Consider the following 23370-nt stretch of genomic DNA (forward strand, 5'->3'; position numbering starts at 1 on the left):
ATGCAAATAAGCTAGGACAAATGAACACGCTTGTTCACCCATCCTAGCTTAACTATAATTTTTTCACAAGGGCTCTGCATCCTAACACAACGGGGGACTGCTTCCCATAAGAGGTGTAAGATTTAATAGATAAAAAGCCAATACCAATAATCACACGAGATTACTGGTATTGGCTTTTAATAATTAATAATCCCAACTCGGTAAAATAACGCCGTCAAAGTGGTCTAATACGAACTCTGTTACTTCTGGCGAGTAATATAGTTCTACTAACTTTTCTAATACGGGATCATCTTTATTTTCGTCTCGAACAACGAGTTGGTTTACAAATGGGGTGTCTTTAGATTCGGAAAAAATGGCATCTGTCGCTGGATTTAAGCCATTTTCTACCGCAAAGTTACCATTAACAACACCTAAATCAACTTCCGATAAAAGATTTGGGATTTGTGCTGCTTCTAACTCTTTAAACTCAAGATTTCTTTCATTTTCTTCGATGTCTAGAACGGATGCTGTCTCTTTGTTCACATCATCTCCAAGTTTGATTAAGCCCGCTTCTTCAAACATAATTAATGCACGTGCACCGTTTGTTGGGTCATTTGGAATTCCAATGACTCCGCCTTCCGGAACATCATTAATATCTGTAACTTCCTCCGAATAGACACCGATTGGACTTAATGTAGTTGATGCAATTGCCGCTAGATTTGTTCCATGGTCTTCATTAAATTGCTCCATGAATGGCTGATGCTGGTAACTGTTTACATCTAGGTCGCCTTCCGCTAGAGCTGTATTTGGAATAATATAATCCGTGAATACTTTAATTTCGATTTCCAATCCATCTTCTGCAGCCAATTCTTGAATCACTTCAAAGATTTCCTCATGCGGACCAGAAGTTACGCCCACTACTAATTTTTCATCACTTAATTGATTTTCTCTCTCCTCATCAGTTTCTGTCTCCTCACTCGCTTCCACCTCTGCTGTAGCATCTGTTCCAACGTCTGCGTCTGCATCTTCTCCGCTTTCACTTCCACATGCAGCGAGCACGCCAATGACAAGCACTGTAATGAATAACAATAATAACTTTCTCATTTTACTTGCTTCCCCCTATTATTCTATGTTTCCTAACTACGTGGATTGAATAAATGAATTTTCCCAATAAAAAAACCACCTAAGATAGGAGGTTCGCTTAACAGATGTAAATTCTCCCCCTTATCTCGCAAAAAAATACTTGCAGGAATTAGCACCTCTTCATGCCGTGACATGAATGGTTGCTGAGCTTCATCGGGCCAGTCCCTCCGCTACTCTAGATAAGAGATCTTCTATTCAATTTGTAGTTAGATTATATATGATAGTACTGAAGTAACGTTAAATTGTCAATTAATATGGTTCCCACATAACTTTTTTCCTATGCAGATATTGGTGTAGAAAGTAGAATAAAAGCAATGGATAACCGGTTGAATGAATTTCATCATTACCAAAGTCGGCTTTTTCATCACCATATGTAGTTGGGAACGAACCAACTACATATGGTGATGGTGCAGCATTAAATATGTATTATGAAATTCATTAGGTTGTCCTTCTACTAAAAAGGAGGCATATCCAATGGATGAAAAAACGCGGGAAGAAATTGCTTTATTTCGTTATGGTTTGATTGCGCCGCTCTTTAATAAGCAAAGAGAACCAAAAGAGTATTTTCAAGAGCTGGAAGGAACAGTACATCAGGTACCCTATTATGGAGAACGAAAGGTTGCAGCTAAAACGATACAAGAATGACATTTAAATTATCGAAGAAATGGATTCGAGGGGTCATGAAATCTATTCAATGAGAAAACAAGCCCTTGAAAAAATTCAATGACCTGTTTTCCCCCTTTTAAACAGCAACAAGTACGCAAATCCTAAACCTACTTCGCCCGAGCTAATTTCCCTACTTCCAACTCATCTCTTGACGACGGTATAAATATAATGGTCGCGATAAATAAACATAAAAGAATCGAAAACAAGAAAATCCCCAGTAAGCCATAATCGTAAATCGCTTGATAATTCGTCAGTAGACCTATTGAAAGGAATGCTCCCGCAATTAAAGCATAAAGCCCTTTCCTCGATACAGAGGTAAATTTCACTTCAAGTGTCTTTGCCTTTTGCAATAATGTGATAATCGTTAATGTACTAAGATTAACTGACATTCCAATCCAAACAGGATGGATATTATAATAAAATTCATTTGGTGCCCAGCCGCCTAGATGGTACCATGAGATTCCGGACAAAAATCCGAGAATCATAGAACCTATTACAGCTTCTTTTGTTGCTAATCTCCAAAATAAGACTGCTACTACTGGTGCAAATGTTGCAGAATTCCTCATCGTCCAAGCTAAAATATTCCACCATGCAGCTTGTTCCGTCCGGAGCAATCCAAATCCAATCATTAACACAGTTAATAACAATAAGGATCGCTGCGTATACTTGACTAATTGTTCTGGAGTCGCGTGCGGATAAATCGCTTGGCCAACGTCTTTCCCTAAGCTCGTTGCTCCGGAAAATTGGCATGGTGCACCCCAACTCAAAGCACAAGCCCATATTCCAAGGAAAAATAATCCAACGAGCGGCGCAGGGAGAACTTGCATCAAATACTGCGGTAATGCTACTAACCCGAGGGTCGTGTCCGGTATCACAATTGCTGCGGAAATACCGAATAGGACACCAAGCAAAATAAAAGGAATCCCAAAAACGGCTGCCATCTTCAATCCTTTTTGTCCTTCTTCCGGTGTACGACATGATAACGCCATTTGAAAAGCCGCCTGTGCTAAGATGACGTTGACGAGAAATGTACCGAACCATGCCACAATCACTTGTATTCCAGCTCCACCCAACTGAAACATTTCCGGGTTCGTTACCGCAAAAGCGCGCAAACCATCTAAACCAGGATTAATGAAGAATGCTAGGATACCGATTGCGAACATTATAATGAAAACAAAGAAATTCATTGTTTGCGTAAAAGCAATGGACCACATCCCCCCAGCTTTCAAATATAGATACAAAAGGAATGCCGTAAATGCAATCGATAAAGATAAGGTAATTCCTGTAAAGACGTGGACTGCCGAAGCAAAGGCAATCGCTGTTGCGACAGACCACATTGGAAATGCAAAAGCTGTAATTGCTCCACTAATTCCAAGCGCCGCTCTTCCATATCGCTCCCCAATTAAACCAGATACCGTAACGACTAATTTTTCACGAAATGGTCCAATAATGACAAAAGCAATAATTAATATTTGCACCGTTTCGGCGACACCATACCAAACTGCCGATATCCCTGTAAGATAGGAAAGTTCAACAATAGAAATAAATGCAGAACCCGAGAATAACCCGGTAATACAAAAAGCTACAATCCACTTATTGAATGTACGCCCACCAACAAAATACCCAGTTGCGTTAGCTTTTTTCCTGGAAACTTGTCCTGCTATCAATAAAAATGCTGTATAAGCAAGTGCAAAGAAAATTAACCATAAACCATAGGAAGTCATTCGGTTACACCTTCTTTTATCTTAATCCAGTTTAATGATATCGGAATTCCTGTATCCTTAAATAAATTGTAGGCAGGACATCTATCCTTCACCTTTTCTTTCAATTCCTCTATTCGATGCTCGCTCTCGTCGGTTTCAAACCAAATCGTATTAATCACCTCTTGGAAATGAGGACTAACATTATCTATCCCTTTCATTCCGCGACGATCAATCGTCCCAATCGAATCAGACTTCAATCGATGAAATGCAAAATCAATTTCTTTTGCGATGGTTTCGATAACAATCAAGATACAGCCGTTAAAGGAACCTAAAATATATTCCATTGGAGTAGGCGCTTCATCAGTCCCTCCTAATTTAACCGGTTCATCAATTGTAAAAGAAAATTTTCTTACTGTATTAACATTTTTTAACACACCAATTCGTTCGCTGCTTGCTTTAACATTTCTTAGATTCGTATTGATTGAACTTGTTTTGTCCACTGACATATTCATCTCTCCTCAAATATAATTATTCTAATTGTTTTACTTGGTTTTAGGGTTAAATCTTTCCACTCCTTCCATATAAAAAGCCCTCCTCCCATCAAAAGATGAGAGAAGGGCAATGATGTATCCTATACCAATACGCTTAACTCATCTTTAGAATACCCAGGTATTCTTCTGAAATTAGCACCATACAAAAAATTGCTGGTTGCTGAGGCTTCAAAGGGTCAGTCCCTCCACCTCTCTCGATAAGATTTCATTCAATTAGAATAAATTATAGATACAGATATTTGAATTGTCAAGAGGTTTTGATTATTAATGAGTTATAAACTTGATTAATATACTTGCAAAGCCCATGAAAACTAAATTTACAGGATACTTTATATTACCCGGTTTATTATGAAAAGACAGTTGATAAAAATACTCTTCCTTGTTATATAAAACAATCTCGAAGATTTTTTGAAAGGAAACTTCAGATATCTTTATATAGTCAATATCCGTAAAATAAATGGTTACTTCACTTTTGGCTCTGGGTAAACACCGATTACTTCTTACAAGCAATATCCGGACGATTGTTCCTTTTCTTATGTATTTGTTTTTTACTCCCTTTATGACTCATCGTTTATAATGCGAAACTTCATTCAGTGTTGGAAGTAACTGGGTAATAACAGCCGTGTAGGGCGAGCAAGGACAAGCCCCCAAGCGCCTCAACTGTTTAAACTCGCTTGATAATGCTTGCGGGATTTCCTCCTACAACGACATTGTCCGGCACATCCTTCGTCACTACTGCACCAGAGGCAATAACAACATTGTCCCCTACAGTCACCCCAGGATTGATAATGGAGCGTCCACCGATCCAGACGTTATCGCCGATCGTAATCGGCTTTCCGTACTCCATTCCGGAATTTCGCTCCGTTGGCTGAATCGGATGTGTCGCTGTATAAAGTTGTACGCCGGGGGCCAGCATGCAATTATCCCCAATTCGGACTTCGCAAACATCTAAAATCGTACAGTCGAAATTTGCGTAAAAGTTTTCTCCTACATATGTATTATATCCGTAATCAAAACGGATGTTGGGCTCCATATAGATTTCTTTGCCTGTCGAGCCGAGCAATTCCTTTAATAATTCCTTCCGCTCTTCGATTTCGGTTTCCAGTGTCTCGTTATAGATCCTTACGTTGCGGCGTGCTTCTAATCGATCTTTCACTAATTCAGGATCTTCGGGATCATACATTTCTCCCGCCAGCATTTTCTCTTTTTCTGTGTTCATTAACATAACTCCTTTTCCCGTAATACTTAAAAAGCAGCACAACGAGGGGAATAAAAACGTTGTGCTGCTTTTTCAAATAAGACCGCCCCCTACCTCCCAGGCTATTGGGCAGGATTGTACGACGTCTAGCTTCTTTCAAGCTTCCCCCTAATCCTTTACCCTTCTTGCAAAATCTACAAATCGGAACTTATCTGGTCGGTGCCTAGACTCTGTGAATTGAAATAGATTCGTATCCTCTAAATGGACCTGACTTCGGATGACTACAACATTTGTGAAACCTTCTAGGTCTAACAGTTCGTGGTCTTCTTTTGTCGGCGTTTCAACGACAATTTCTTTCTTGGCAAAACCGATCATCAGATTCAATTCCTTCTCAATATGGTTATAGATGGAAGTCTCGCAAATCTCCTCAGATAACATCGGCACGTATGTTTCATTGAAATAATCTTTATCAAGGATGACCTTCTCCCCGTCGATTTCCCGGGTACGAATAACATTCCAAATCGATTCCGTCGGGTCCGTCTTTAAAAATTTAGCCGCTTCCCTTTGGTCTTCCGGTTTCAGACGCTTGAGGGTGTGCACGATTGTTCTGCTGTTTAAATTTAACTTCTCCGCCAGTTCGGAATAACTTTGAATTCCGGAGACTGGGAAGGATAACTTGTTTCGATCAATAACAACCGATCCTTTTCCTTGGATTTTCTGAATATAGCCATTTTGTGATAAAAGATCCAGTGCCTTGCGAATCGTTTCACGGGACGCTTCATATTCCCGAGCTAACTCATTTTCTGACGGCAAGAGGTTCCCAATCGCCCATCCACTTTCCTGGATTTTCCTAACTAAATCGTTGTATATGATTAAATATTTCTTCTGCAAGGTGCATCACTTCCAATAATAAACAATCGACTCATATGGGCGTAATTGTAATTGTTCCAGGTTTTGCGGTGAATCTTCATAGTTGGACAGCAAGATTTCCGGAGCCGCTTGTGCCTTTTCTAACTGCAAATCAACCGTTGCGTCTTTCCCGTAGAAATTATTGACGACAAGGATTCTTTCTCCATTCCAATTTCTTGTAAAGGCAAAAATTTGCGGGTCTTCTTCCAAAAGAAGTTGGTAATCTCCATTTGTAATACAGTCATACTTTTTCCTTAACGCGATTAACTGCTGATAATGATAAAAAATAGAATCCGGGTCTTCTAGTGCGTTTTCTGTATTAATTTCCGGATAGTTAGCCGCTACATCTATCCAAGGCGTGCCCGTTGTAAAGCCGGCCTGGTCTTTTGCCGACCATTGCATTGGTGTTCGCCCATTATCACGGGATTTTTTCTGTAAGATACCGATGATTTCTTCTTCGGTTTTTCCTTCTTTTTGTAAGTTTTTATACGCATTTAATGACTCAACATCACGGTATTCCTCAATCGTGGAAAAGTTGGGGTTTGTCATACCGATTTCTTCCCCTTGATAAATATACGGTGTACCTTTCATCATATGCAGGGTTGTTGCGAGCATTTTAGCGGATTCTTTATGATATTTACCATCATCCCCGAAACGAGAAACGGAACGTGGTTGGTCATGGTTGCATAAGAACAGAGCATTCCAGCCGCCCCCCTCATGCATGCCAATTTGCCAATCGGAGAGTATTTGTTTTAACTCCAAGAAGTCGAATGGCGCATTTGTCCATTTCTCTCCATTCGGATAATCGACTTTTAAATGATGGAATTGGAAAGTCATCGATAATTCCTCGCGTTTCGGCTGCGTGTAAAGGATACAGCTTTCCAAGGTCGTTGAGGACATCTCTCCAACAGTGAGCATATCGTACTCCTGGAACACGTTCTGGTTCATCGCTTGCAAATACTCATGAATTCTCGGACCGTCTGTGTAAAATCTGCGCCCGTCACCGATATCATCATCTGGAAAATCTTGATTTTTGGAAAGAAGGTTAACGACATCCAGACGGAAGCCATCAATACCTTTCTCCGCCCAAAAGCGCATCATTTCAAAAATCTTCTCACGCAACGCTTCATTCTCCCAGTTTAAATCGGCTTGTGTCACGTCGAATAAATGCAAATAATATTGCTCTGTTTTTTCATCCCATTCCCATGTCGAGCCACCGAATTTGGATTGCCAATTATTCGGTATCTCGCCGTCTTTTCCGTCCTTCCAAACATAGAAGTTACGGAACGGATTATCCTTAGATGAAGCCGCCCGCTGGAACCACTCATGTTCTGTCGAAGTATGGTTCACAACGAGGTCCATAATCAGTTTCATACCGCGCTGATGTGTCTCTGAAAGTAATTCGTCGAAATCTTCCATTGTGCCATAGGATGGATCAATCGCATAATAATCACTAATATCATAGCCGTTGTCGTTTTGAGGGGATTTATAGACCGGGGTCAGCCAAATGACGTCCACCCCAAGTTTTTTAATATAGTCCAGCTTCTGAATAATACCTTGGATATCACCAGTTCCTGTCCCTGTCGTATCATAAAAGCTTTTCGGATAAATTTGATATACTGTGGATTTTTTCCACCATGCCTCACTCATGTTGAAGGCTCCTCTCCTATTGGTATTTATAAATGATCGGTAACAGGAAGTCCACTCAAAAGCAGTCCTGTTGTTACCGAAGTTCTTATGTTAAACGTTTCGTCCACGAAGGATTGCGTCTCACTTTAGTTTTTCAGTTTCCGTTTTGCAATCGCAAATGTAATGATAAATGGAACAATGATAACGATGAGCATGCCTAGGAAAAATGCCCCCATGCTATTTGCGATGGATAAGAATGCCGGGACCCCTCCGACACCAACGGATGAAGCTTGTACACCGCCAACCGTGATGAATGCCCCTGCAATCGCCGTTCCGATTATCGCTGCAACGAACGGATAGCGATACTGTAAATTAACACCGAACAATGCCGGTTCTGTCACACCTAACCAAGCAGAAATCCCGGAAGTGCCTGCCAATCCTTTCAGTTTTTCATTTTTTGCCGCTAGGAATATGGCAAACACCGCGGATCCTTGGGCGATATTAGATAGTGCTAGAATCGGCCACAGGAATGTTGATCCCGTACTGCCGATCAATTGTAAGTCAACCGCAAGAAAAGTGTGGTGCATTCCTGTAATAACGAGCGGTGCATACAGCGCCCCGTAGATGAGACCACCAAGCAGTGGTGCCGCATCAAAAACAGCAATTAATCCGGATGTAATCCAGTTACCGATTGTAAATGTAACCGGCCCGATCAGGATAAAGGATAAAAAACCAGTCAGAAGCAGGGCGATTGGTGCAACGATTAATAATTGCAAGGAATCAATAACCCGCTTCTTCAGCCATTTTTCAATGCTTGCTAGAACCCATGCAGCAACGAGAACTGGCAGCACTTGTCCTTGGTATCCCATCATATTCACTTCTAATCCGAATAGGTTCCATGTCGGTGCCTCACCATTCGCAGCAGCGATGGCATAATCACCCGCAGGCATTAATGCTGGATGAACGAGAATCAATCCAAGAACAATACCCAATAATGGATTGCCCCCAAACCGTTTCACTGCAGACCAGCCGATCAAAGCCGGCAAGAACGTAAATGCCGTAACAGCAATGACATTAATCATATCTGCCATACCGGCCCAGGATGGGAACATCTCGATAATCGATTGATCCGTGAAAATCGGATTGACTAAAATATTATTTAATCCAAGCAATAAACCAGCAGTTACAATCGCTGGCAAAATCGGAATAAAAATATCTGCCAGTACTTTAATGCCACGCTGCAGCGGGTTGAGTTTCTTCCCACCGGCAGCCTTCACATCATCTTTGGATGCTTCTTTTAAACCGGTTTCTTTGACCATGGATTGATATACCTTATCAACAGTCCCTTGTCCTATAACGATTTGATATTGTCCATTTGTTGAGAAAGTTCCTTTGACAACATCTAAATCCTCCAGTGCATCTTTGTCTACCGCATCTTCATTATCTAGTGCAAAACGCAATCTTGTAACACAGTGGGTTGCTGCATGGATGTTTTCAAGTCCCCCTACTGCTTCCACAATTTTCTTTGCCGTTTCCTTATATTCTGAATCCTGATTCGTTCCATCTCGCTTTTCAACTGGATTGGCATTTGTTTCCCTTGCCCCTTTTAGAGTAAGCTCAAGTAAGTTGGATTCTCCCGCAATAACCGTATTATCACTCGTTTTTCCGTAATGCTCAACCGAATCTCCAGCCGTGATGATAATCGGTGTAATATGGCTCGCTGCTCTTTCTTTAATTAACTGCAAATCGAATGTAATCAAAGGATCGCCGACTTTTACTCGCTCCCCTTGTTCCACATGCACTTCAAAACCTTCCCCGTCCATGTGAACGGTTTCAAGACCAACATGAATCAGTATTTCAATGCCTGATTCTGTTTTTAAACCAATCGCATGTTTTGTCGGAAAAGTGACGACTACTTCTCCGTTTACCGGAGATACAACTTTGCCATCCGTCGGTTCAATTGCTAGCCCATCACCCATCATTTTCTCAGCAAACGTCGGGTCCGGAACATTTTCAAGCGCTGTAACTTTTCCACTCAGCGGTGCAATAATGATTTCCTTTTCATTCCCTTGTAAAGCCATGGATGTCCACTCCTTTTCATATCTCTATTAATTATTCATATATACCCTCTGCTACCAACACGAACACACTAACAGCAGTGGTGTGAAGACAATATAAGATTTCCGATAAAACGAATGTTAGAGCACACTTGTATATACATGTTATCTCCAGCTATAGTAGTTTAACTTGTATACACAATTTTTGCAAGTGCTTACAGATGGAATTTTATGGAGCGATGGACAAGCCCTGCATCCTGGGGGTGTTGAGTCGTGGAAAAGTGATTGATGTAAAAAGAGAGCTTATTTTTAATAATATGCTCTCTTTTTCTTATCATATCCGCTTGGAAACGGTTGATTATGCAGCCTGAACTGGAATCATAGATAGTATCTACTCTATATTATTCCTTCTATTGTTATACTCAAACAAAGTCTTCGTGTTCTTTGTAACCACCCGCTACTTCTGCCTTTGTAGCAGACAGAAACCAGGCTAAAATAAAATAATCTAAACCGGCAAGTAGAAACCGTACGCTTTTCTACTTACACCGTTTAGATTACAATATTAAAAGTTCATTCTATTTAAGAATTCACTGCTTTTATATTTTATGAAAGAAATTAAAAAAAGTCTTGATTCATTTTGATATAACGCTTGGCTTGCTTCATCAGGCTCTTATACTTTCCCCCGCTCCTATCACCTTGCAGGTATTCCTGTAAAGCCAGCACAATTGATCTTCCGTGCTCATCCATTTCTTGATCTTTCCTCTCTTTTCTTTCCACTAAAACAAATAATTCACTTTCGATTTTTCTTATATTTTCTTTCTTCTTTGATCGAAATAGCATAAACATGACATACCACCTTTTTATACATTTCGTTCATCGAATTTAAAATATGTCTTAGATTTATTTTATATCGAATTGGAGTGCTTCTAGATTTGATTGTTTTACTTGGTGTTTGTTTTGTTCTTTTATATAGAATACACCCATGCCGGACGCACAACAAGCTAGGACGGTTCAACGCTATTGTTCATCCGTCCTAGCTTAACTATAAATTGTTTCACAACAATAGGGGTAACCTTAGTGATTCCCTCTTAATGTATTATTCGGAATACTATTAATAGATAAACTTCCTATCCTGATTAGATCTCAGCAGAACCTTTTCATTTGGTTTTCATAATTACTAAGTAAACACTAATTTATAACAAACCTTTTCTTGCTCTCAAATCATTAATAATTTGAGGATATTCTTTATCTAATTTATAAAACGATAATAATAAAACTAATAATACAAAAGTTACTATTGGTAAATACAGGAATAAAGCGTTTATAGCGAATATTGCGGTATCAGATTGTATAGCTTGACCTCCTACATATCCTCCGAAACTTAAAATCCACCCTACGGATGCAGCACCGATCCCAGTACCGATTTTTGTACCCATGCTTCCTCCACTATATACGAGTCCTTCCCTTCTAACTCCCGTTTTCCATTCGCCATATTCTACCGTATCTGGTAGCAAAGCAAATATTAAACCGAATAATGGTACTCTTCCGATACCTCGAAGGATAGAACCTATTATAACAACCGTTAAGCTTGTTGGATTTATTATAATCAGAATTGAACCCGCAATAAATAATAGCGTTCCACCTATCATAAGCTTAGTTTTTCCAAATTTCTTCATTAATGGAGCAAGAAATGGAATGAGTAATAGGGCAGGCAGTTGTATACATAATGTTAATAATCCAACGAGGGCGGGATTTCCTAAGATATACTCAGCATAGTAAATCGTCCCACCATTATATAGGGCATCATTAACATAGTATAAAATAAACATAAAGAGTACCATAATCCAGTACTTGTTTTTTACTAAAGCTTTAAAACCAATCCAGAATGGTTCTTTATTAACGTCTTTATTTAGATATGCCGTTCTTTCTTTGGAAGTAAAAAATGTAACCATATACATAATCGCCGCAACTAGTGCAAGTACGGAATATGCTCCAATCCAGCCGACTTGACCACCGCCAAAAAAATTAACCATTGGAAGCACTAAGTTACCAACTACAATTATACCTATAGTAGCAAAAAACATTCTATAGACATTTAATACTCCACGTTCATTTTGATCTGGGGTCATCAGAGTATTAAGTGTTCCATAAGGAATTACAACACCCGTATACAATAATATTACTAGGTTATAAGTGATTGCAACATAGATTATTTTCCCTAAATCACTGACACCTGGAACCGTAAAGAGTAAAACCATCACAACAACAAATGGGATAGTTAACCACAGTATCCAAGGTCTAGCCTTTCCGTGTTTAGACTTGGTTTTATCTATAATACCTCCCATCGCAATATCAGAAACGCCATCTAAAAACCGGGATAGGAGAATTATTGTTCCTATTATACCAGCTGAAATTCCTACAACATCTGTATAAAAGTATACAATAAACATACTCATGGACGCCCAAGCAAAGTTAGTAGCTAAATCTCCTAGTCCATACCCAACTTTCTCGGTAAACCCGATTTTACCATTCGATTTAGGTGATTTATCAGCAGTTTGTGGTAAAGACATATTTCTTTTCCTCCCTTTTCTGTATGCGGTTACATTAATTAAGTCAATAAGATTGTTAATATTCTGAATTTAAGGGTATTTCACATTTACATCGGCGTATTTTTCGTCAAATTTTGGTATCCTCTTTAATCTATTTTTGGTGCTAAAAACTGTGGTTAAACACCTAGCACCAAAAATAGACAAGTTGTATCTTTTGTAAGTCACTTCCTGTGATGAGACTATTCTTCATTGCACCATTCTAAACAAGTTGCTGCTATCACTTTTGTAGCTGTTATAATATCTTCTACTTTACAATGTTCATTTGTTATATGGGCTAACTTCTGATCACCTGGTCCAAAATTTACGGTAGGAATATTACTTATCCTATCCAGCGATCCTGTATCAGTATGAAACCCGGATCCCACAGTGTTCATTAATGGATTAAGATCCTTTGCAGACTTTTTAAATACATCTACAAATGGATGATCTTCCTTAACTTCTGCACAGTCTGCTTCTAATACCCAATTAACCTTAGGAGGATTTTCCCTGAGCCAATCATCTGACTCCGCTACTCTTTGTATGAAATCTTCAAATTCTTTACGAGAACCAGTTCCTAAACCATTTTCATCTGACTCTTGTGGTAGTACTTGTATATTGAAAGATAGTTTGCAATGGTCAGAGTAGCTAGAGAAATGATGGCCGCCTTCAATCATTGCAACTTTAATTTGATTTGATTCAGTTAGTAAAGGATGGTTCTTATCCGGCCTCGCAGACCATTCCTTATTTAACTCATCGATTGCATCCATAATATATCGTGCTTTTTCTATAGCATCAACCGCACCGCCTCTTGACCAGTGGGGTTGAGTAACTTCTAAATGACCAGTACGTCCCTTAATAATTACTTCCCCCCAAATTATTCCGCGACATAGTAAACTCAAGTCAAGATTAGTAGGCTCAGTCATGATTCCAGCATCTATCTTAATACCATTCTTATTAATATAATCTGCAGTCGCAAGGAAACCTGTTCCACCTGCTTCTTCACCCACGGAACTGGAAAACCAAAGATCACCATCTAACTTGATACCGCTTTCAAATATTGCCTCTAAAGCCGCCAACATAGCGCCAACCCCACTTAGCATATCAACAGAACCACGCCCATACAGTATTCCATTTTCAACCACTGCATCAAATGGAGGATGTGCCCATTCTGAAACATCGTCAGCTGCTACTACATCAGTATGGCCCGTTAAAATCAGTGAACGTCCTTTTTCAGGATTCTTACCAGATAAACGCGCTAAAATATTTGGTCGATCTTCCCAAGGTAATTTGTCAGTATACCCCGTTATAAATCCTGGCAGATCACGGTATTTTTCTAGTTTATCGAGTTCCACATCAAAATGATCAATCTTCATATTCTCAATCTTCTTGAGTCTGTCAGTAATGATTTGTTGGGCTTTCCGCTCGTTTGTATCATCATTATAAGCGGGATTTATAGGCTTAGTTCTAATTAAACTTCTAACTAGTTCAACAATTTCATCTCTTTTTTCATCAATTCTCGCAAAAACCTTTTCTTTTTGTTGCATTTTTTCTCCTCCTGCTGTTTTATGAGTTTATAAGATTAGTGGAACAGTGAACTTTCTATCCATTAATTATCTACAATACTGAATTTATACGAAGTCTGCTTTTGATAAGGTTCGTTAGCTTTTAAAACAATGCTTGGGAATCCTTCAAATTCTAAAGAAGCTGGAGAGGATTGGGTTTCAAGGGTAACACCTAAATATTTTTCTGATTTCCCTTCAGCAAGTTCAAAATTGTTATCTAAATTATTCCCAGTATAAATTACAATCCCAGGCTGGTCTGTTTTAATAGTCATTACCCTTCCGCTATTTGGTTCCTCTAAAATTACACTATCTTCATTTTGATTATCAAAAATAAAATAGTGATCAAAACCATTTTTGGCATACTCATTTTGACTAATAGGATTTTCAATTCCCTCTCCTAACACTTTCCCTTCACGAAAGTCAAAAGGTGTACCGCTTACATCAACTTTATCCCCAGTTGGTATCAGCTCTTTATCTAATTCAATAAAGTAGCTACTATTTAGTGTAATAATATGATTATTTATTGGTTGTTTTAAATTACCATTTAAATTGAAATAAGAATGATTCGTTAATGTTAATACTGTAGTTTTATCCGAAATAGCGCGATAGTCTATAATAAGCTCGTCATTATCTTTAAGTTTAAAGGTCACACTCACTTTAAGATTTCCTGGATACCCGTCCACGCTTTCAGATATTTCATTTTGAAGCTCAACACCGACATCTGAATCAGTCTCAAATACTTTATAATCCCATAACATTTGGTGAAAACCACGTGTCCCGCCATGTAGGTGATGATTGGATTCATTGGATTCTAACGAATAGCTGGTTCCTTCCAAGTCAAATTTTGAGTTTGCTATCCTACCTGCTACTCTCCCTATTGTTGCACCAAAGTAATTTGGATCATTTTTATAACTATCAAAATCCGCATAACTTAATACAACGTTTTCCATATCACCATTTTTATCTGGAACCGTTAGATTAGTAATAATCCCACCGTAGTTTAAGATATCAACTGATACATTATTTTTATTTCTTAATTTAATTAATTTCCATGATTCATTGATTGGTTTAACTTCGATACTCATAGCAATTACTCCGTTTCTATAAATTTATTGTGTTTTACGCACAACTTACTTTTCACTCTAACAAGGCATTAGGTTGAAGATTGTTTAAGTTTTTTAACCAAATAAGCTGCACCTATAATTCCCGCATCATTTCCTAATTTAGCTATTTCTAATTTACAACTTTGAAAAACCCGTGGTAATGAGTATTTTTCGAATGATATATTTACTGCATCTAATAATTGTTCTTCTGAATTCGACAATCCTCCTCCTATCAATATCTTAGAAGGATTGGTGACTGAAGATACTGCTGCAATTGCATAACCTAGAATATCTGTTATATCCTTTACTATACCTTGGCATAATTGATTTCCTTTTCTTGCTAATTGAAAAACATCTTTGGATGTTATATCTCCTTCAGATTCATAAAATTTTGCCAGGTCACTTGTTGGATATTTTTCAATCACTTTCATCGCTTTATAAACCACACCCGGACCTGAAGCAATTGTGTCCAGACATCCTCTTCTTCTACAATTACAAGGCAATCCATTTCGATCGACAATGATGTGACCTATTTCTCCAGCTGTTCCATTGATTCCACTAAGGAGTTCTCCATTAGCAATAATTCCACTACCAACACCCGTTCCTAAAGTGATAACAATGATATCATTAGTATTATTACCAGCTCCTTTCCAATTCTCCCCTAACGCCGCCAAATTTGCATCATTCTCAACAAATACTGGTAAATTCGTTAGACTTTGTAATTTTTCTTTTAACCTGTAATTCTTCCAACCTATATTTACAGCTTCATAAACCATCCCGGTTTGTTGACTAACAAAACCAGGAGCACCAACGCCGATTCCTATTACTTCGTTGTTAATTTCATTCCACGTTAGTTCAGCGTTTATAGATTTCCAAATATCACTCACAACGTTTATCCCTTTATTTTCCTTCCTTGTTTTAATTTCCCATTTTTGAATAATAGACCCATTGATATCCAAAACACCAATTTTTACGGATGTGCCCCCTATATCAATTCCAATTAGCTTATTGCCCATCTCGCTGTCATCCTTCTCTTAATTTCTGCGCACTTATTTTAATACTTCTTCTCTAATAAAGAGGCCGCATCTTCATCCATAATAAAAGTTACATTGGGATGGGTTCTTAAAATGGAAGCTGGACATTCTTCGGAAATAGGTCCCTCTAACGTTTCTTTTACTGCTTGAGCTTTACGTTTTCCGGAGGAGGCAACTAAAATATGTTTACTATCCATAATGTCAGCTAACCCCATCGTTAACATTTGGGTTGGAGCTTCTTCTTTAGATAGATTATGATACCCCATTGTACTATCAATAGTTGATTGATCACTATCAGCCAAAAAGAGGCGGGAATCAAAAGGTGTTCCAGGCTCATTCGCAGCTAAGTGTGCATTTACTCCTAATCCCACAATTTGTAAGTCTCTTGGATATTTATTTAAAACCTCTTTATATCGTTCTAATTCCTTTTCAAGATCCGTTACGCTTCCACTACCATCCAATAATCCAACATATCTTGGTTTGGTATCAATTAAGTCATAGAAGTTTTTGTGCATATAAGAAAAAACAGTAAACGATTTATTCCTTTCAGCTACATACTCATCTAAATTGGTGAAAACCGATTCTTGAATATTAACCTTCCCCGAATTAATTGCTTTAACTAGTAATTCAAATGTCCCATCATAACTTGCACCTGTTGTTGTGTTGATTACCGCCTTTGGATTTTCCTGTAAGGTTTCAGCAATAACTGAATAAGCTTCCTTTGATAATGCTTCATAATCTTTAACCTGAATAACTTTCATTCTAAATTTCCTCCCTCTAAATTTAAGATAATAGCCTCATTAATAAACTTAGTTTAACTATAATTATAATGTAATCGCTTTAATATACATTAAATATATATATCGAGTTTTTTTCACTCTATTATTAAACTAGGTTTAATAATAACTTATCACCTAACTGAAGGAAATGCAATACATTTCTAACTATTATTTAAGAATACTAGTAAAATTCTTCATCTCTTAATATAATGGTTTGTTCTGTTGTGTATTATTATGTTATATTTTATTTTTTTATAGATTGAATGAATTTCATAATTACCAAAGTCGGCTTTTCCATCACCATATGTAGTTGGGAACGAACCAACTCAACTACATATGGTGATGGTGAAGCATTAAATACGTATTATGAAATTCATTAGATTGCGTAAATGAAAAAGAAAAAAGATGGTTACGTGTAGATAGGTACAGCGCTATTTCGTTTGTCTTAACAATAATTAATAGTAGTTTAGTTAGGTAAGCAAGAGTTAGAGTAATAGGCCTTTCGAGTAACTCCTTAAAGGTAGATATATAAAATGGTTAAGTTCCTCATATTTATTACCTGGTTTAGTTTCGTTTTCAAGTATGCATAAGTGGATTAGTTTTCTTAAGATAGGTAAAACACAACAATATCGATTCGATGGCTGCAATCAAGCTGTTACAATAAATGTGCAAATTATGCTATTATATAAAGCAAAATCGCGAATTTAATTCTTCTGTTAATCGCACATGAAAAGTGAGCCATATAACAACTTAAAATTGAGCCACTTATACTTTGTGAAGTAATTTTTCACACTACCTTTTAACGGCTTTACATGGAGAGGTGGGCATGATATCCTCATCAGGGTGCGAAATCCCTTAATATCGCACGTTTTCGCTAAGTAGTCATGCCCACAGAGGCTCCATGTTAAGCCAACGCAGATGAAAAGTGATACCACTATAGTTTGTGAAATGCACTAAATTTTAGTGGCTCAATTTTAATTGCGAAGTGACTCAAAATTCAATTGCGAAATACATTCTTCTCATAAGAAGTAATATTTCAACTACTAAACATCATAAATTCAATGGATTAGAAGGTGATTTCATGTTTAACATGCGTTATGATCAAAAAAGAATTAGAAAATATCATTATTTCTTATTGCTGAGTTTGATTCAAAAGCACAAAAAAATGTCTAGAACTGAGTTGGCTAAGATTACAAATATGAGTAACACCACTGTTGGAAAAATTATAAAAGAGCTTTTGGAAGATGGATTAGTAAAAGAGGTAGGGCAAGTAGTTGGCGATTTAGGAAGGAGAGCAACTTTATTAAAAATCAATTCAGAAGGCGCTTATATTATCGGAGTAGAAATTAATCTAGATCACTCAGAAATAGCTGTTGTTTCGTTAAACGGAACAATCGTAAAACGTAGAATTTTAAACCTTAATGCAAATCAATCTCCAGAAACAGTCCTAAATGTAATTATTTTAGAAACTAAGGAAATAATTTCCGAAATGAGTACTGATCTCTTTGATAAAATTTTAGCAATTGGTGTTAATCTCCCCGGACTAATTACATGGCCTGAAGGGAAAGTGCTTGTTGTCCCGCAATTTCATTGGAGAGAAGTGAATATTAAGGAATATATTGAAAAAGAATTGAATTTTGTTGTGTACATTGATACTGATACTAGAACAGAGCTTTTAGCAGAGCATCTATATGGAGGCTTAACAAATTATGAAAATGCTGTATGTCTCTATATAGGGAGTGGTGTCGGAAGTGCTGTAATGGTTAACGGAGAACTCGTGCGTGGTCATGACAATATGTTAGGAGAAATTGGTCATATAACAATTGATCCAAATGGGGACTTATGCGATTGTGGAAGACTTGGATGTTTGCAAACGTTTTTTTGTTCCTCAAGTTTAGAAAAAAAAGCTCAAAAACCACTCCGAGAAATTTTTACAGCATATGAATTAAGAGAAGATTGGGCTGTACGATTAATCAACCAGGCTCGGCTATATATAGGTCTGGCTATATCTAATATAAGCTGTATATATAATCCTGAAGCAATTTTAATCACAGGACCGATGGTTAGACAGTACCCACAAATTACAAAAGATATTGAAAAAATTGCAGAAAATTACGTTTGGGCACCATTAAAAACTTCTTATAAGCTTGTAAAACCAAGTATTGAAGAAAATAGTGGAGTTATTGGAGCAAGTGCAATTGTGTTAAAGGAATTTTTACGTTTTTCTAACGACGATATTTAATCTTTTTCTTTAAATTGTTTAAAGGAGATATTTTAGCATAACAAAATAATCCTAATCACAGTGGCATTTTAACTTCTTTCTATGCTTCCCATTTTTTGAAGAAAGTGAAAGATGACCTCATTAGTTTCTTCGCTACATAACTAACCTAATCCCTTAGTAAAAATAAGGAGAACCTATTTTACGCTCACTAACAAAAAAAGCAAGTTCATCACTAAACACAGCATGAACTTGCTTTCCCTTTTCATATAAAATACCCTAAGACTACTTATCTAATAGCCTAATAACGTCTGCGGGGCAACGAGTTTTGTATTTCTTTAACCTTTCGCTCCATCGATTGAAGTTTTCTGTTTTGTTCTTCCGCCGCCCGCCTCCTATCTGATGCAGCAAAGCTATCCAACATCGCACTTGCTCTCGCTTGCCTCATTTGAGCTTCCTCTATTTCGTACAATCTGATTGCTTCGGGTAACGTATCGGCCTGCAGATTTTCAAGATATGTGTAGATTTTATTGATGGCTCGTGAACGTCTATATTTCCGAGGGAGGATACCGAGATTACTAGCGTTGACAATATGATTATTCTCATCCTCCAACTCCCCTATTTTTTGCTGGAAGCGAGATTGCGTCTTTACAACCCTTTGTTCCACGAAACCAAGCCTTCTTAGAAAAGAGTCTTCCTTACCTAACGTAAACATGCTATAGAAAAATAAGATGATTAATCCTAGAATAAATAGCCGTAATAATATGCTATATCCTGGGATGAGATTCGGTAAAAGACCAAAAAGGATTGGATCTAAAATCGGAATCCTTTGCGATTCAATAAAAAACAATAAAAATACAGGGCCTAACGTGATAAGCAAAAAGAATAACCGTAAATGAGAGCTCGTTCTATCCATCATTTTCCGGTGCAAGCGGCTGATTTTCTTATTATTCCTATCCAGCACTTTCCCGTCCTTCTTTAAACTCGCCAGATTATGTAACAAAACCTCTCGTGAATGACTCATTCCGTTCCTTTCTCCCTTCTTTACTAGAAACAGTTCAATATTTAATCCTTTCAAACTAAATCATACCATAATTCGCGCTTTTATCTAGGTCATTTTAGTTAATTCGAAAGACTTATAACAAACATGGTAAATTACTAGACAAACAAAAGTTTAAAACCATATGTTTTCGCTAACGAAAGCACGAAACCCAAATAAAAACCCGCCACATCGTGCACTCTCGCACTAACGCAGCGGGCATCTAACACCAAATCATTCCTCTGTATCAACAAATTTTGTAAACGTAAATTCTGCTAGCTCTCCGAATCCTGCTCGTATATCATTTACAGCTTCTTCACTTAATTCATCACCCGGTTCAAAAGAATGACCGGTATCTAGTAAGCTTGCATAGGTTTCTGTTGCCAAATCCTCTACATAACCATCTTTAAACCGATCCTTGTCCACGTCATAAAATGTTGTAGAAATCATTCTTCCAGCTTCATACGATTCGAAGACTTCAATCGTGCCATTTTTATAAATGGAGAGCGAACGCCGAATTGCGCTTTCTTCGGCCTTATACGGTTTTGACTTCTTATCCGTAATCGTATAGATTTCTTGAACCCACGGCTTTTCATTGGAATGCGTGCCTACAATCATTTCCTCGAACCCATCGCCATTTAAATCGGCAAAAACATATCCATAGTCAAGTGGAAGAGGACTTGGCTCATATTGATTCGGCCCTAAATTCTCCTCTTTTTCTAAGTCAGACGGACTCCATTGCTCATCGATGGCTGTCCGATACGTCTCCACCAATTCGTTAAAATAGGGAGGGATGTCTCTCGTAAATAGAACGGGATTTAACGAGTTGGCTACATTCAATAGCGGATAAGAATCCTTTTCCCCTTTCTGCTCTATGACGATATGTGTTGCACTTTCAATTAAACGTTCCTTCACTTGATGAGCAGTAAAGTCCGGATTGTGAGACCAAACGAGCGCAGCCGCTCCAGATACCATCGGTGCGGCAAAGGATGTGCCAGACCATGGTTTATTTTCCGCTGGCTCCCCATAATTCTCCTTAAGCTCCATATTGATCTCTTCAGAAGGAGCAGCGATATCCACCGAATTTCCATACCCACGATTCACTGGTGATTCATACCTGTTACCTGACTTTTTAGCACCTCCGACAACGATAATGTGGTTTCGTATATCTTCTAGACGATGATTCAATTTACCATCTACTTTATCAAATGTATCCGGATTGATATTAGAAAAAAAACCAGTATATTCTGCTGCAACTTGATTTTTTTCAGATGGTTTCTCCTCGTTATCATCTTCTCCTTCCTTATACGGTTTAAAACCATTTCCAGCACTTTGGACAAACAAAAAGTCATAGCCAGAATCCAGAAGACTATCTAATGCCACAATAAGAGCTGCTGAATTTAAATCATTTTTCTTTTGAATTGCTTCCAAATACGCGTCATAAGTTTCGTAAGAGGAGTCATTTGTCTTTTCAAAGTTCAACTCACTTACCGGTCGTTCTCCCCATGAATTATTGATGATTTTCGCGCCATCCTCAACAATGTATTTAAGCCCTGCAATAACTTCGTGGTTAACGACTGCATCGGAACGTGCGTCCCTTTCAAATGCATCGTTCATACTCCAAAATGCAACATCCACTGCTCCAGCAGCAACTCCACGGATTCCCTGTGAGTGCATATCTCCTCCTATAATTTTAGTAACAACTTCTGCATGCGTACTGTTGGATGCACTTTCGGACGGAGACTTTACCTCGACTTTCTCTAAAGCAGGATCATTTTTATCTAGATTACCCAATTCCACTACATCCACTCGGACTCTTTCAAATTCCTTATGGTTACGATCCATATAATCCCACGCAGAATAAGCATGAATGGAATCAAGCCACCATTTACGATCGTCTTCCTCGTATTCTACCTTATTGATGCCGCCTGTCTGGGAATCTTCCGAATTTAAGTCAGAAGGAAAGATTGGTGTTGATAGCCCAGCATATTTCACCGACTCCTCATCCATTAGACGATCTGCCAACTGCTGAAGCTCATGATAGGAATCCGCTTCTACCTGAAGTTGAAGGGTATTCATCGCTCCCTGTAATCTTCCAACCATATTCCCTTCTACTAAATGAGCTAGCTCCTCTGCATCCTTATCCGATAGTTCCCCAACAAGGAAAACATCCAATATATTTTTATAATACGTTAATCTTTCTTCACGGTCATAAACGATATCCTCATCTGTTGGAACGAAGACATAATCCCCGTTCTCATAACGGATGGTGCTTTTTTCATCTCCTTTATTATTTTTTTCTTGCCCATGCTTTTCCGACTGTTCTGTTTCCATTTCCTCTCCTGATTGCTCGGCATTTTTATTGGTTGAAAAAAACCATACAGCCGCTAATGTAACCAGAAGTGCTAATACTATCGTTACATTTCGTTTTTTCTTCAAGATACTTCTCCTTTGTAATTTCTTTATGTCACTTTCTATCATTATAACTCTATCATGCACTTGGATAGAATTGGAAATAAATAAAAAAATAACTTTTTTTATGTCCACAAGCATTACATATAGGGGTTCAGGGAGTCATAATCCTCTCTGTTGTTGCCCTTGGATTTCTTGTCATGGGAGCTCTCTTTTTCAAAAAAAAAGAATTATTATGGTCTTGAAGGGGATGAATCACATAATACCCCTCCATCTAAAAGTCACCCCAATTGCAACTCTACGGATTCCCTTCCAACTCATATCTCCTGCTGTCCCATTATATATGAAAATGAATTGAATAATCGGCTTTAAAATTTAAAAATAATGCGAACACTTGTTCTTTACAATGCTAAAAAAATTGTTTATCCTGTATGTAAGATCAGCAAATGAATGATATATTTTATGGTATACTAGCTTAAAATGGATCGTAACAGGAGATATTACATGTGCGTCGATTCGGTCGGAGAGAATAAAGGATGAAAGACTACTAAAATGAGGAGGAAAAGGAATGAAGGAAAATGGAATCGAATTAATTCTTAAAGAACTGAAATCCGTGAATGAGAGAATTGAAGCGATAGAAACGAATATGGCAACAAAAGAAGATATTAAGTCTTTAGAACGGAAAATTAAGCGTGTTTCAGACCAAGTCATAGAAAATGCTGAAGGGATCTTCAAGCTGATTTAATTTATTATTAATCTCCATTAATTCTCTGGAATACCTATTTCTTATATCAATTTTT

At 37.9% G+C, this 23370-nt stretch carries 18 protein-coding genes, 1 pseudogene and 2 riboswitches; of the genes and pseudogenes, 4 read left to right on the forward strand and 15 right to left on the reverse strand.

Annotated features, from left to right (window positions below; translation table 11 throughout):
• Positions 1 to 183: 183 nt before the first annotated feature.
• Positions 184 to 1083, reverse strand: a complete 900-nt coding sequence (locus L3V42_RS02815; RefSeq protein ID WP_238471234.1) for a MetQ/NlpA family ABC transporter substrate-binding protein — start codon at positions 1081 to 1083, stop codon at positions 184 to 186.
• Between the two features lie 117 nt (positions 1084 to 1200).
• Positions 1201 to 1308, reverse strand: a riboswitch (SAM riboswitch).
• Positions 1309 to 1596: 288 nt separating this feature from the next.
• On the opposite strand from L3V42_RS02815, the pseudogene L3V42_RS02820 reads away from it, so the two are divergent.
• A pseudogene (locus L3V42_RS02820) lies at positions 1597 to 1758 on the forward strand (IS481 family transposase); the annotation flags it as partial.
• A 137-nt stretch (positions 1759 to 1895) separates the two neighbouring features.
• Here L3V42_RS02820 and L3V42_RS02825 read toward each other — a convergent pair.
• From L3V42_RS02825 to treP, 6 genes are all read right to left on the reverse strand, one after another.
• The gene (locus tag L3V42_RS02825; protein ID WP_235763232.1) at positions 1896 to 3512 is read right to left on the reverse strand and encodes a sodium:solute symporter family protein; all 1617 of its coding nucleotides are present in this window, start codon (positions 3510 to 3512) and stop codon (positions 1896 to 1898) included.
• Positions 3509 to 3997, reverse strand: coding sequence for an OsmC family protein (locus tag L3V42_RS02830; RefSeq protein WP_235763233.1), 489 nt, complete (start codon positions 3995 to 3997; stop codon positions 3509 to 3511). The genes L3V42_RS02825 and L3V42_RS02830 overlap by 4 nt, the downstream gene beginning before the upstream one ends.
• 141 nt (positions 3998 to 4138) lie before the next feature.
• Positions 4139 to 4246: riboswitch (SAM riboswitch) on the reverse strand.
• 460 nt (positions 4247 to 4706) lie between these two features.
• Positions 4707 to 5261, reverse strand: a complete 555-nt coding sequence (locus L3V42_RS02835; RefSeq protein WP_238471236.1) for a maltose acetyltransferase domain-containing protein — start codon at positions 5259 to 5261, stop codon at positions 4707 to 4709.
• A 147-nt stretch (positions 5262 to 5408) separates the two neighbouring features.
• The gene (treR, locus tag L3V42_RS02840) at positions 5409 to 6131 is read right to left on the reverse strand and encodes a trehalose operon repressor (RefSeq protein WP_238471237.1); all 723 of its coding nucleotides are present in this window, start codon (positions 6129 to 6131) and stop codon (positions 5409 to 5411) included.
• A 6-nt stretch (positions 6132 to 6137) separates the two neighbouring features.
• Complete coding sequence (treC, locus tag L3V42_RS02845) at positions 6138 to 7799, reverse strand: alpha,alpha-phosphotrehalase (RefSeq protein WP_238471238.1); 1662 nt, start codon at positions 7797 to 7799, stop codon at positions 6138 to 6140.
• Between the two features lie 125 nt (positions 7800 to 7924).
• The gene (treP, locus tag L3V42_RS02850) at positions 7925 to 9859 is read right to left on the reverse strand and encodes a PTS system trehalose-specific EIIBC component (RefSeq protein WP_238471239.1); all 1935 of its coding nucleotides are present in this window, start codon (positions 9857 to 9859) and stop codon (positions 7925 to 7927) included.
• Between the two features lie 197 nt (positions 9860 to 10056).
• On the opposite strand from treP, the gene L3V42_RS02855 reads away from it, so the two are divergent.
• Positions 10057 to 10206: a hypothetical protein gene (locus tag L3V42_RS02855; RefSeq protein WP_235763238.1), complete on the forward strand. Its 150-nt coding sequence runs from the start codon at positions 10057 to 10059 to the stop codon at positions 10204 to 10206.
• Positions 10207 to 10450: 244 nt separating this feature from the next.
• On the opposite strand, the gene L3V42_RS02860 is transcribed toward L3V42_RS02855, so the two are convergent.
• The 6 genes from L3V42_RS02860 to L3V42_RS02885 all read right to left on the reverse strand — a co-directional run bounded on the left by L3V42_RS02860 (position 10451) and on the right by L3V42_RS02885 (position 16883).
• The gene (locus L3V42_RS02860; protein ID WP_238471240.1) at positions 10451 to 10681 is read right to left on the reverse strand and encodes a hypothetical protein; all 231 of its coding nucleotides are present in this window, start codon (positions 10679 to 10681) and stop codon (positions 10451 to 10453) included.
• Positions 10682 to 11028: 347 nt separating this feature from the next.
• Entirely contained in the window at positions 11029 to 12405 is a 1377-nt protein-coding gene (locus L3V42_RS02865; protein ID WP_235763240.1) for an MFS transporter, read from the reverse strand.
• 218 nt (positions 12406 to 12623) lie between these two features.
• Positions 12624 to 13967, reverse strand: a complete 1344-nt coding sequence (locus L3V42_RS02870) for an ArgE/DapE family deacylase (RefSeq protein ID WP_235763241.1) — start codon at positions 13965 to 13967, stop codon at positions 12624 to 12626.
• 62 nt (positions 13968 to 14029) lie between these two features.
• A complete protein-coding gene (locus L3V42_RS02875; protein WP_238471241.1) occupies positions 14030 to 15070 on the reverse strand; it encodes an aldose epimerase family protein in 1041 nt (346 codons plus the stop codon).
• Between the two features lie 68 nt (positions 15071 to 15138).
• Positions 15139 to 16104: an ROK family glucokinase gene (locus L3V42_RS02880; RefSeq protein WP_235763243.1), complete on the reverse strand. Its 966-nt coding sequence runs from the start codon at positions 16102 to 16104 to the stop codon at positions 15139 to 15141.
• Between the two features lie 38 nt (positions 16105 to 16142).
• Positions 16143 to 16883 (reverse strand): glucosamine-6-phosphate deaminase, encoded by a 741-nt coding sequence (locus L3V42_RS02885; protein ID WP_235763244.1) that lies wholly within the window; start codon positions 16881 to 16883, stop codon positions 16143 to 16145.
• Between the two features lie 1099 nt (positions 16884 to 17982).
• On the opposite strand from L3V42_RS02885, the gene L3V42_RS02890 reads away from it, so the two are divergent.
• Positions 17983 to 19143 (forward strand): ROK family transcriptional regulator, encoded by a 1161-nt coding sequence (locus L3V42_RS02890; protein WP_235763245.1) that lies wholly within the window; start codon positions 17983 to 17985, stop codon positions 19141 to 19143.
• Positions 19144 to 19420: 277 nt separating this feature from the next.
• Here L3V42_RS02890 and L3V42_RS02895 read toward each other — a convergent pair whose 3' ends face one another.
• A complete protein-coding gene (locus L3V42_RS02895) occupies positions 19421 to 20143 on the reverse strand; it encodes a DUF443 domain-containing protein (protein ID WP_235763246.1) in 723 nt (240 codons plus the stop codon).
• 249 nt (positions 20144 to 20392) lie between these two features.
• On the reverse strand, positions 20393 to 22597 hold the full coding sequence (locus L3V42_RS02900) for a S8 family serine peptidase (protein WP_238471242.1): 2205 nt from the start codon (positions 22595 to 22597) through the stop codon (positions 20393 to 20395).
• Between the two features lie 541 nt (positions 22598 to 23138).
• Here L3V42_RS02900 and L3V42_RS02905 point away from each other — a divergent pair.
• The gene (locus L3V42_RS02905; RefSeq protein ID WP_238471243.1) at positions 23139 to 23315 is read left to right on the forward strand and encodes a hypothetical protein; all 177 of its coding nucleotides are present in this window, start codon (positions 23139 to 23141) and stop codon (positions 23313 to 23315) included.
• Positions 23316 to 23370 lie beyond the last annotated feature (55 nt).

The sequence above is a fragment of the Oceanobacillus alkalisoli genome, assembly GCF_022213125.1.
Classification (GTDB): Bacteria; Bacillota; Bacilli; order Bacillales; family Amphibacillaceae; genus Oceanobacillus; species Oceanobacillus alkalisoli.

Coding starts and splice junctions, on each gene's coding strand:
- L3V42_RS02875 (WP_238471241.1), bottom strand. CDS start 15,070: ATGAGTATCGAAGTTAAACCAATCAATGAATCATGGAAATTAATTAAA.
- L3V42_RS02855 (WP_235763238.1), top strand. CDS start 10,057: ATGGAATTTTATGGAGCGATGGACAAGCCCTGCATCCTGGGGGTGTTG.
- L3V42_RS02825 (WP_235763232.1), bottom strand. CDS start 3,512: ATGACTTCCTATGGTTTATGGTTAATTTTCTTTGCACTTGCTTATACA.
- L3V42_RS02905 (WP_238471243.1), top strand. CDS start 23,139: ATGAAGGAAAATGGAATCGAATTAATTCTTAAAGAACTGAAATCCGTG.
- treP (WP_238471239.1), bottom strand. CDS start 9,859: ATGGCTTTACAAGGGAATGAAAAGGAAATCATTATTGCACCGCTGAGT.
- L3V42_RS02815 (WP_238471234.1), bottom strand. CDS start 1,083: ATGAGAAAGTTATTATTGTTATTCATTACAGTGCTTGTCATTGGCGTG.
- L3V42_RS02865 (WP_235763240.1), bottom strand. CDS start 12,405: ATGTCTTTACCACAAACTGCTGATAAATCACCTAAATCGAATGGTAAA.
- L3V42_RS02830 (WP_235763233.1), bottom strand. CDS start 3,997: ATGTCAGTGGACAAAACAAGTTCAATCAATACGAATCTAAGAAATGTT.
- L3V42_RS02885 (WP_235763244.1), bottom strand. CDS start 16,883: ATGAAAGTTATTCAGGTTAAAGATTATGAAGCATTATCAAAGGAAGCT.
- L3V42_RS02870 (WP_235763241.1), bottom strand. CDS start 13,967: ATGCAACAAAAAGAAAAGGTTTTTGCGAGAATTGATGAAAAAAGAGAT.
- L3V42_RS02895 (WP_235763246.1), bottom strand. CDS start 20,143: ATGAGTCATTCACGAGAGGTTTTGTTACATAATCTGGCGAGTTTAAAG.
- L3V42_RS02860 (WP_238471240.1), bottom strand. CDS start 10,681: ATGTTTATGCTATTTCGATCAAAGAAGAAAGAAAATATAAGAAAAATC.
- L3V42_RS02835 (WP_238471236.1), bottom strand. CDS start 5,261: ATGAACACAGAAAAAGAGAAAATGCTGGCGGGAGAAATGTATGATCCC.
- L3V42_RS02890 (WP_235763245.1), top strand. CDS start 17,983: ATGTTTAACATGCGTTATGATCAAAAAAGAATTAGAAAATATCATTAT.
- L3V42_RS02880 (WP_235763243.1), bottom strand. CDS start 16,104: ATGGGCAATAAGCTAATTGGAATTGATATAGGGGGCACATCCGTAAAA.
- treC (WP_238471238.1), bottom strand. CDS start 7,799: ATGAGTGAGGCATGGTGGAAAAAATCCACAGTATATCAAATTTATCCG.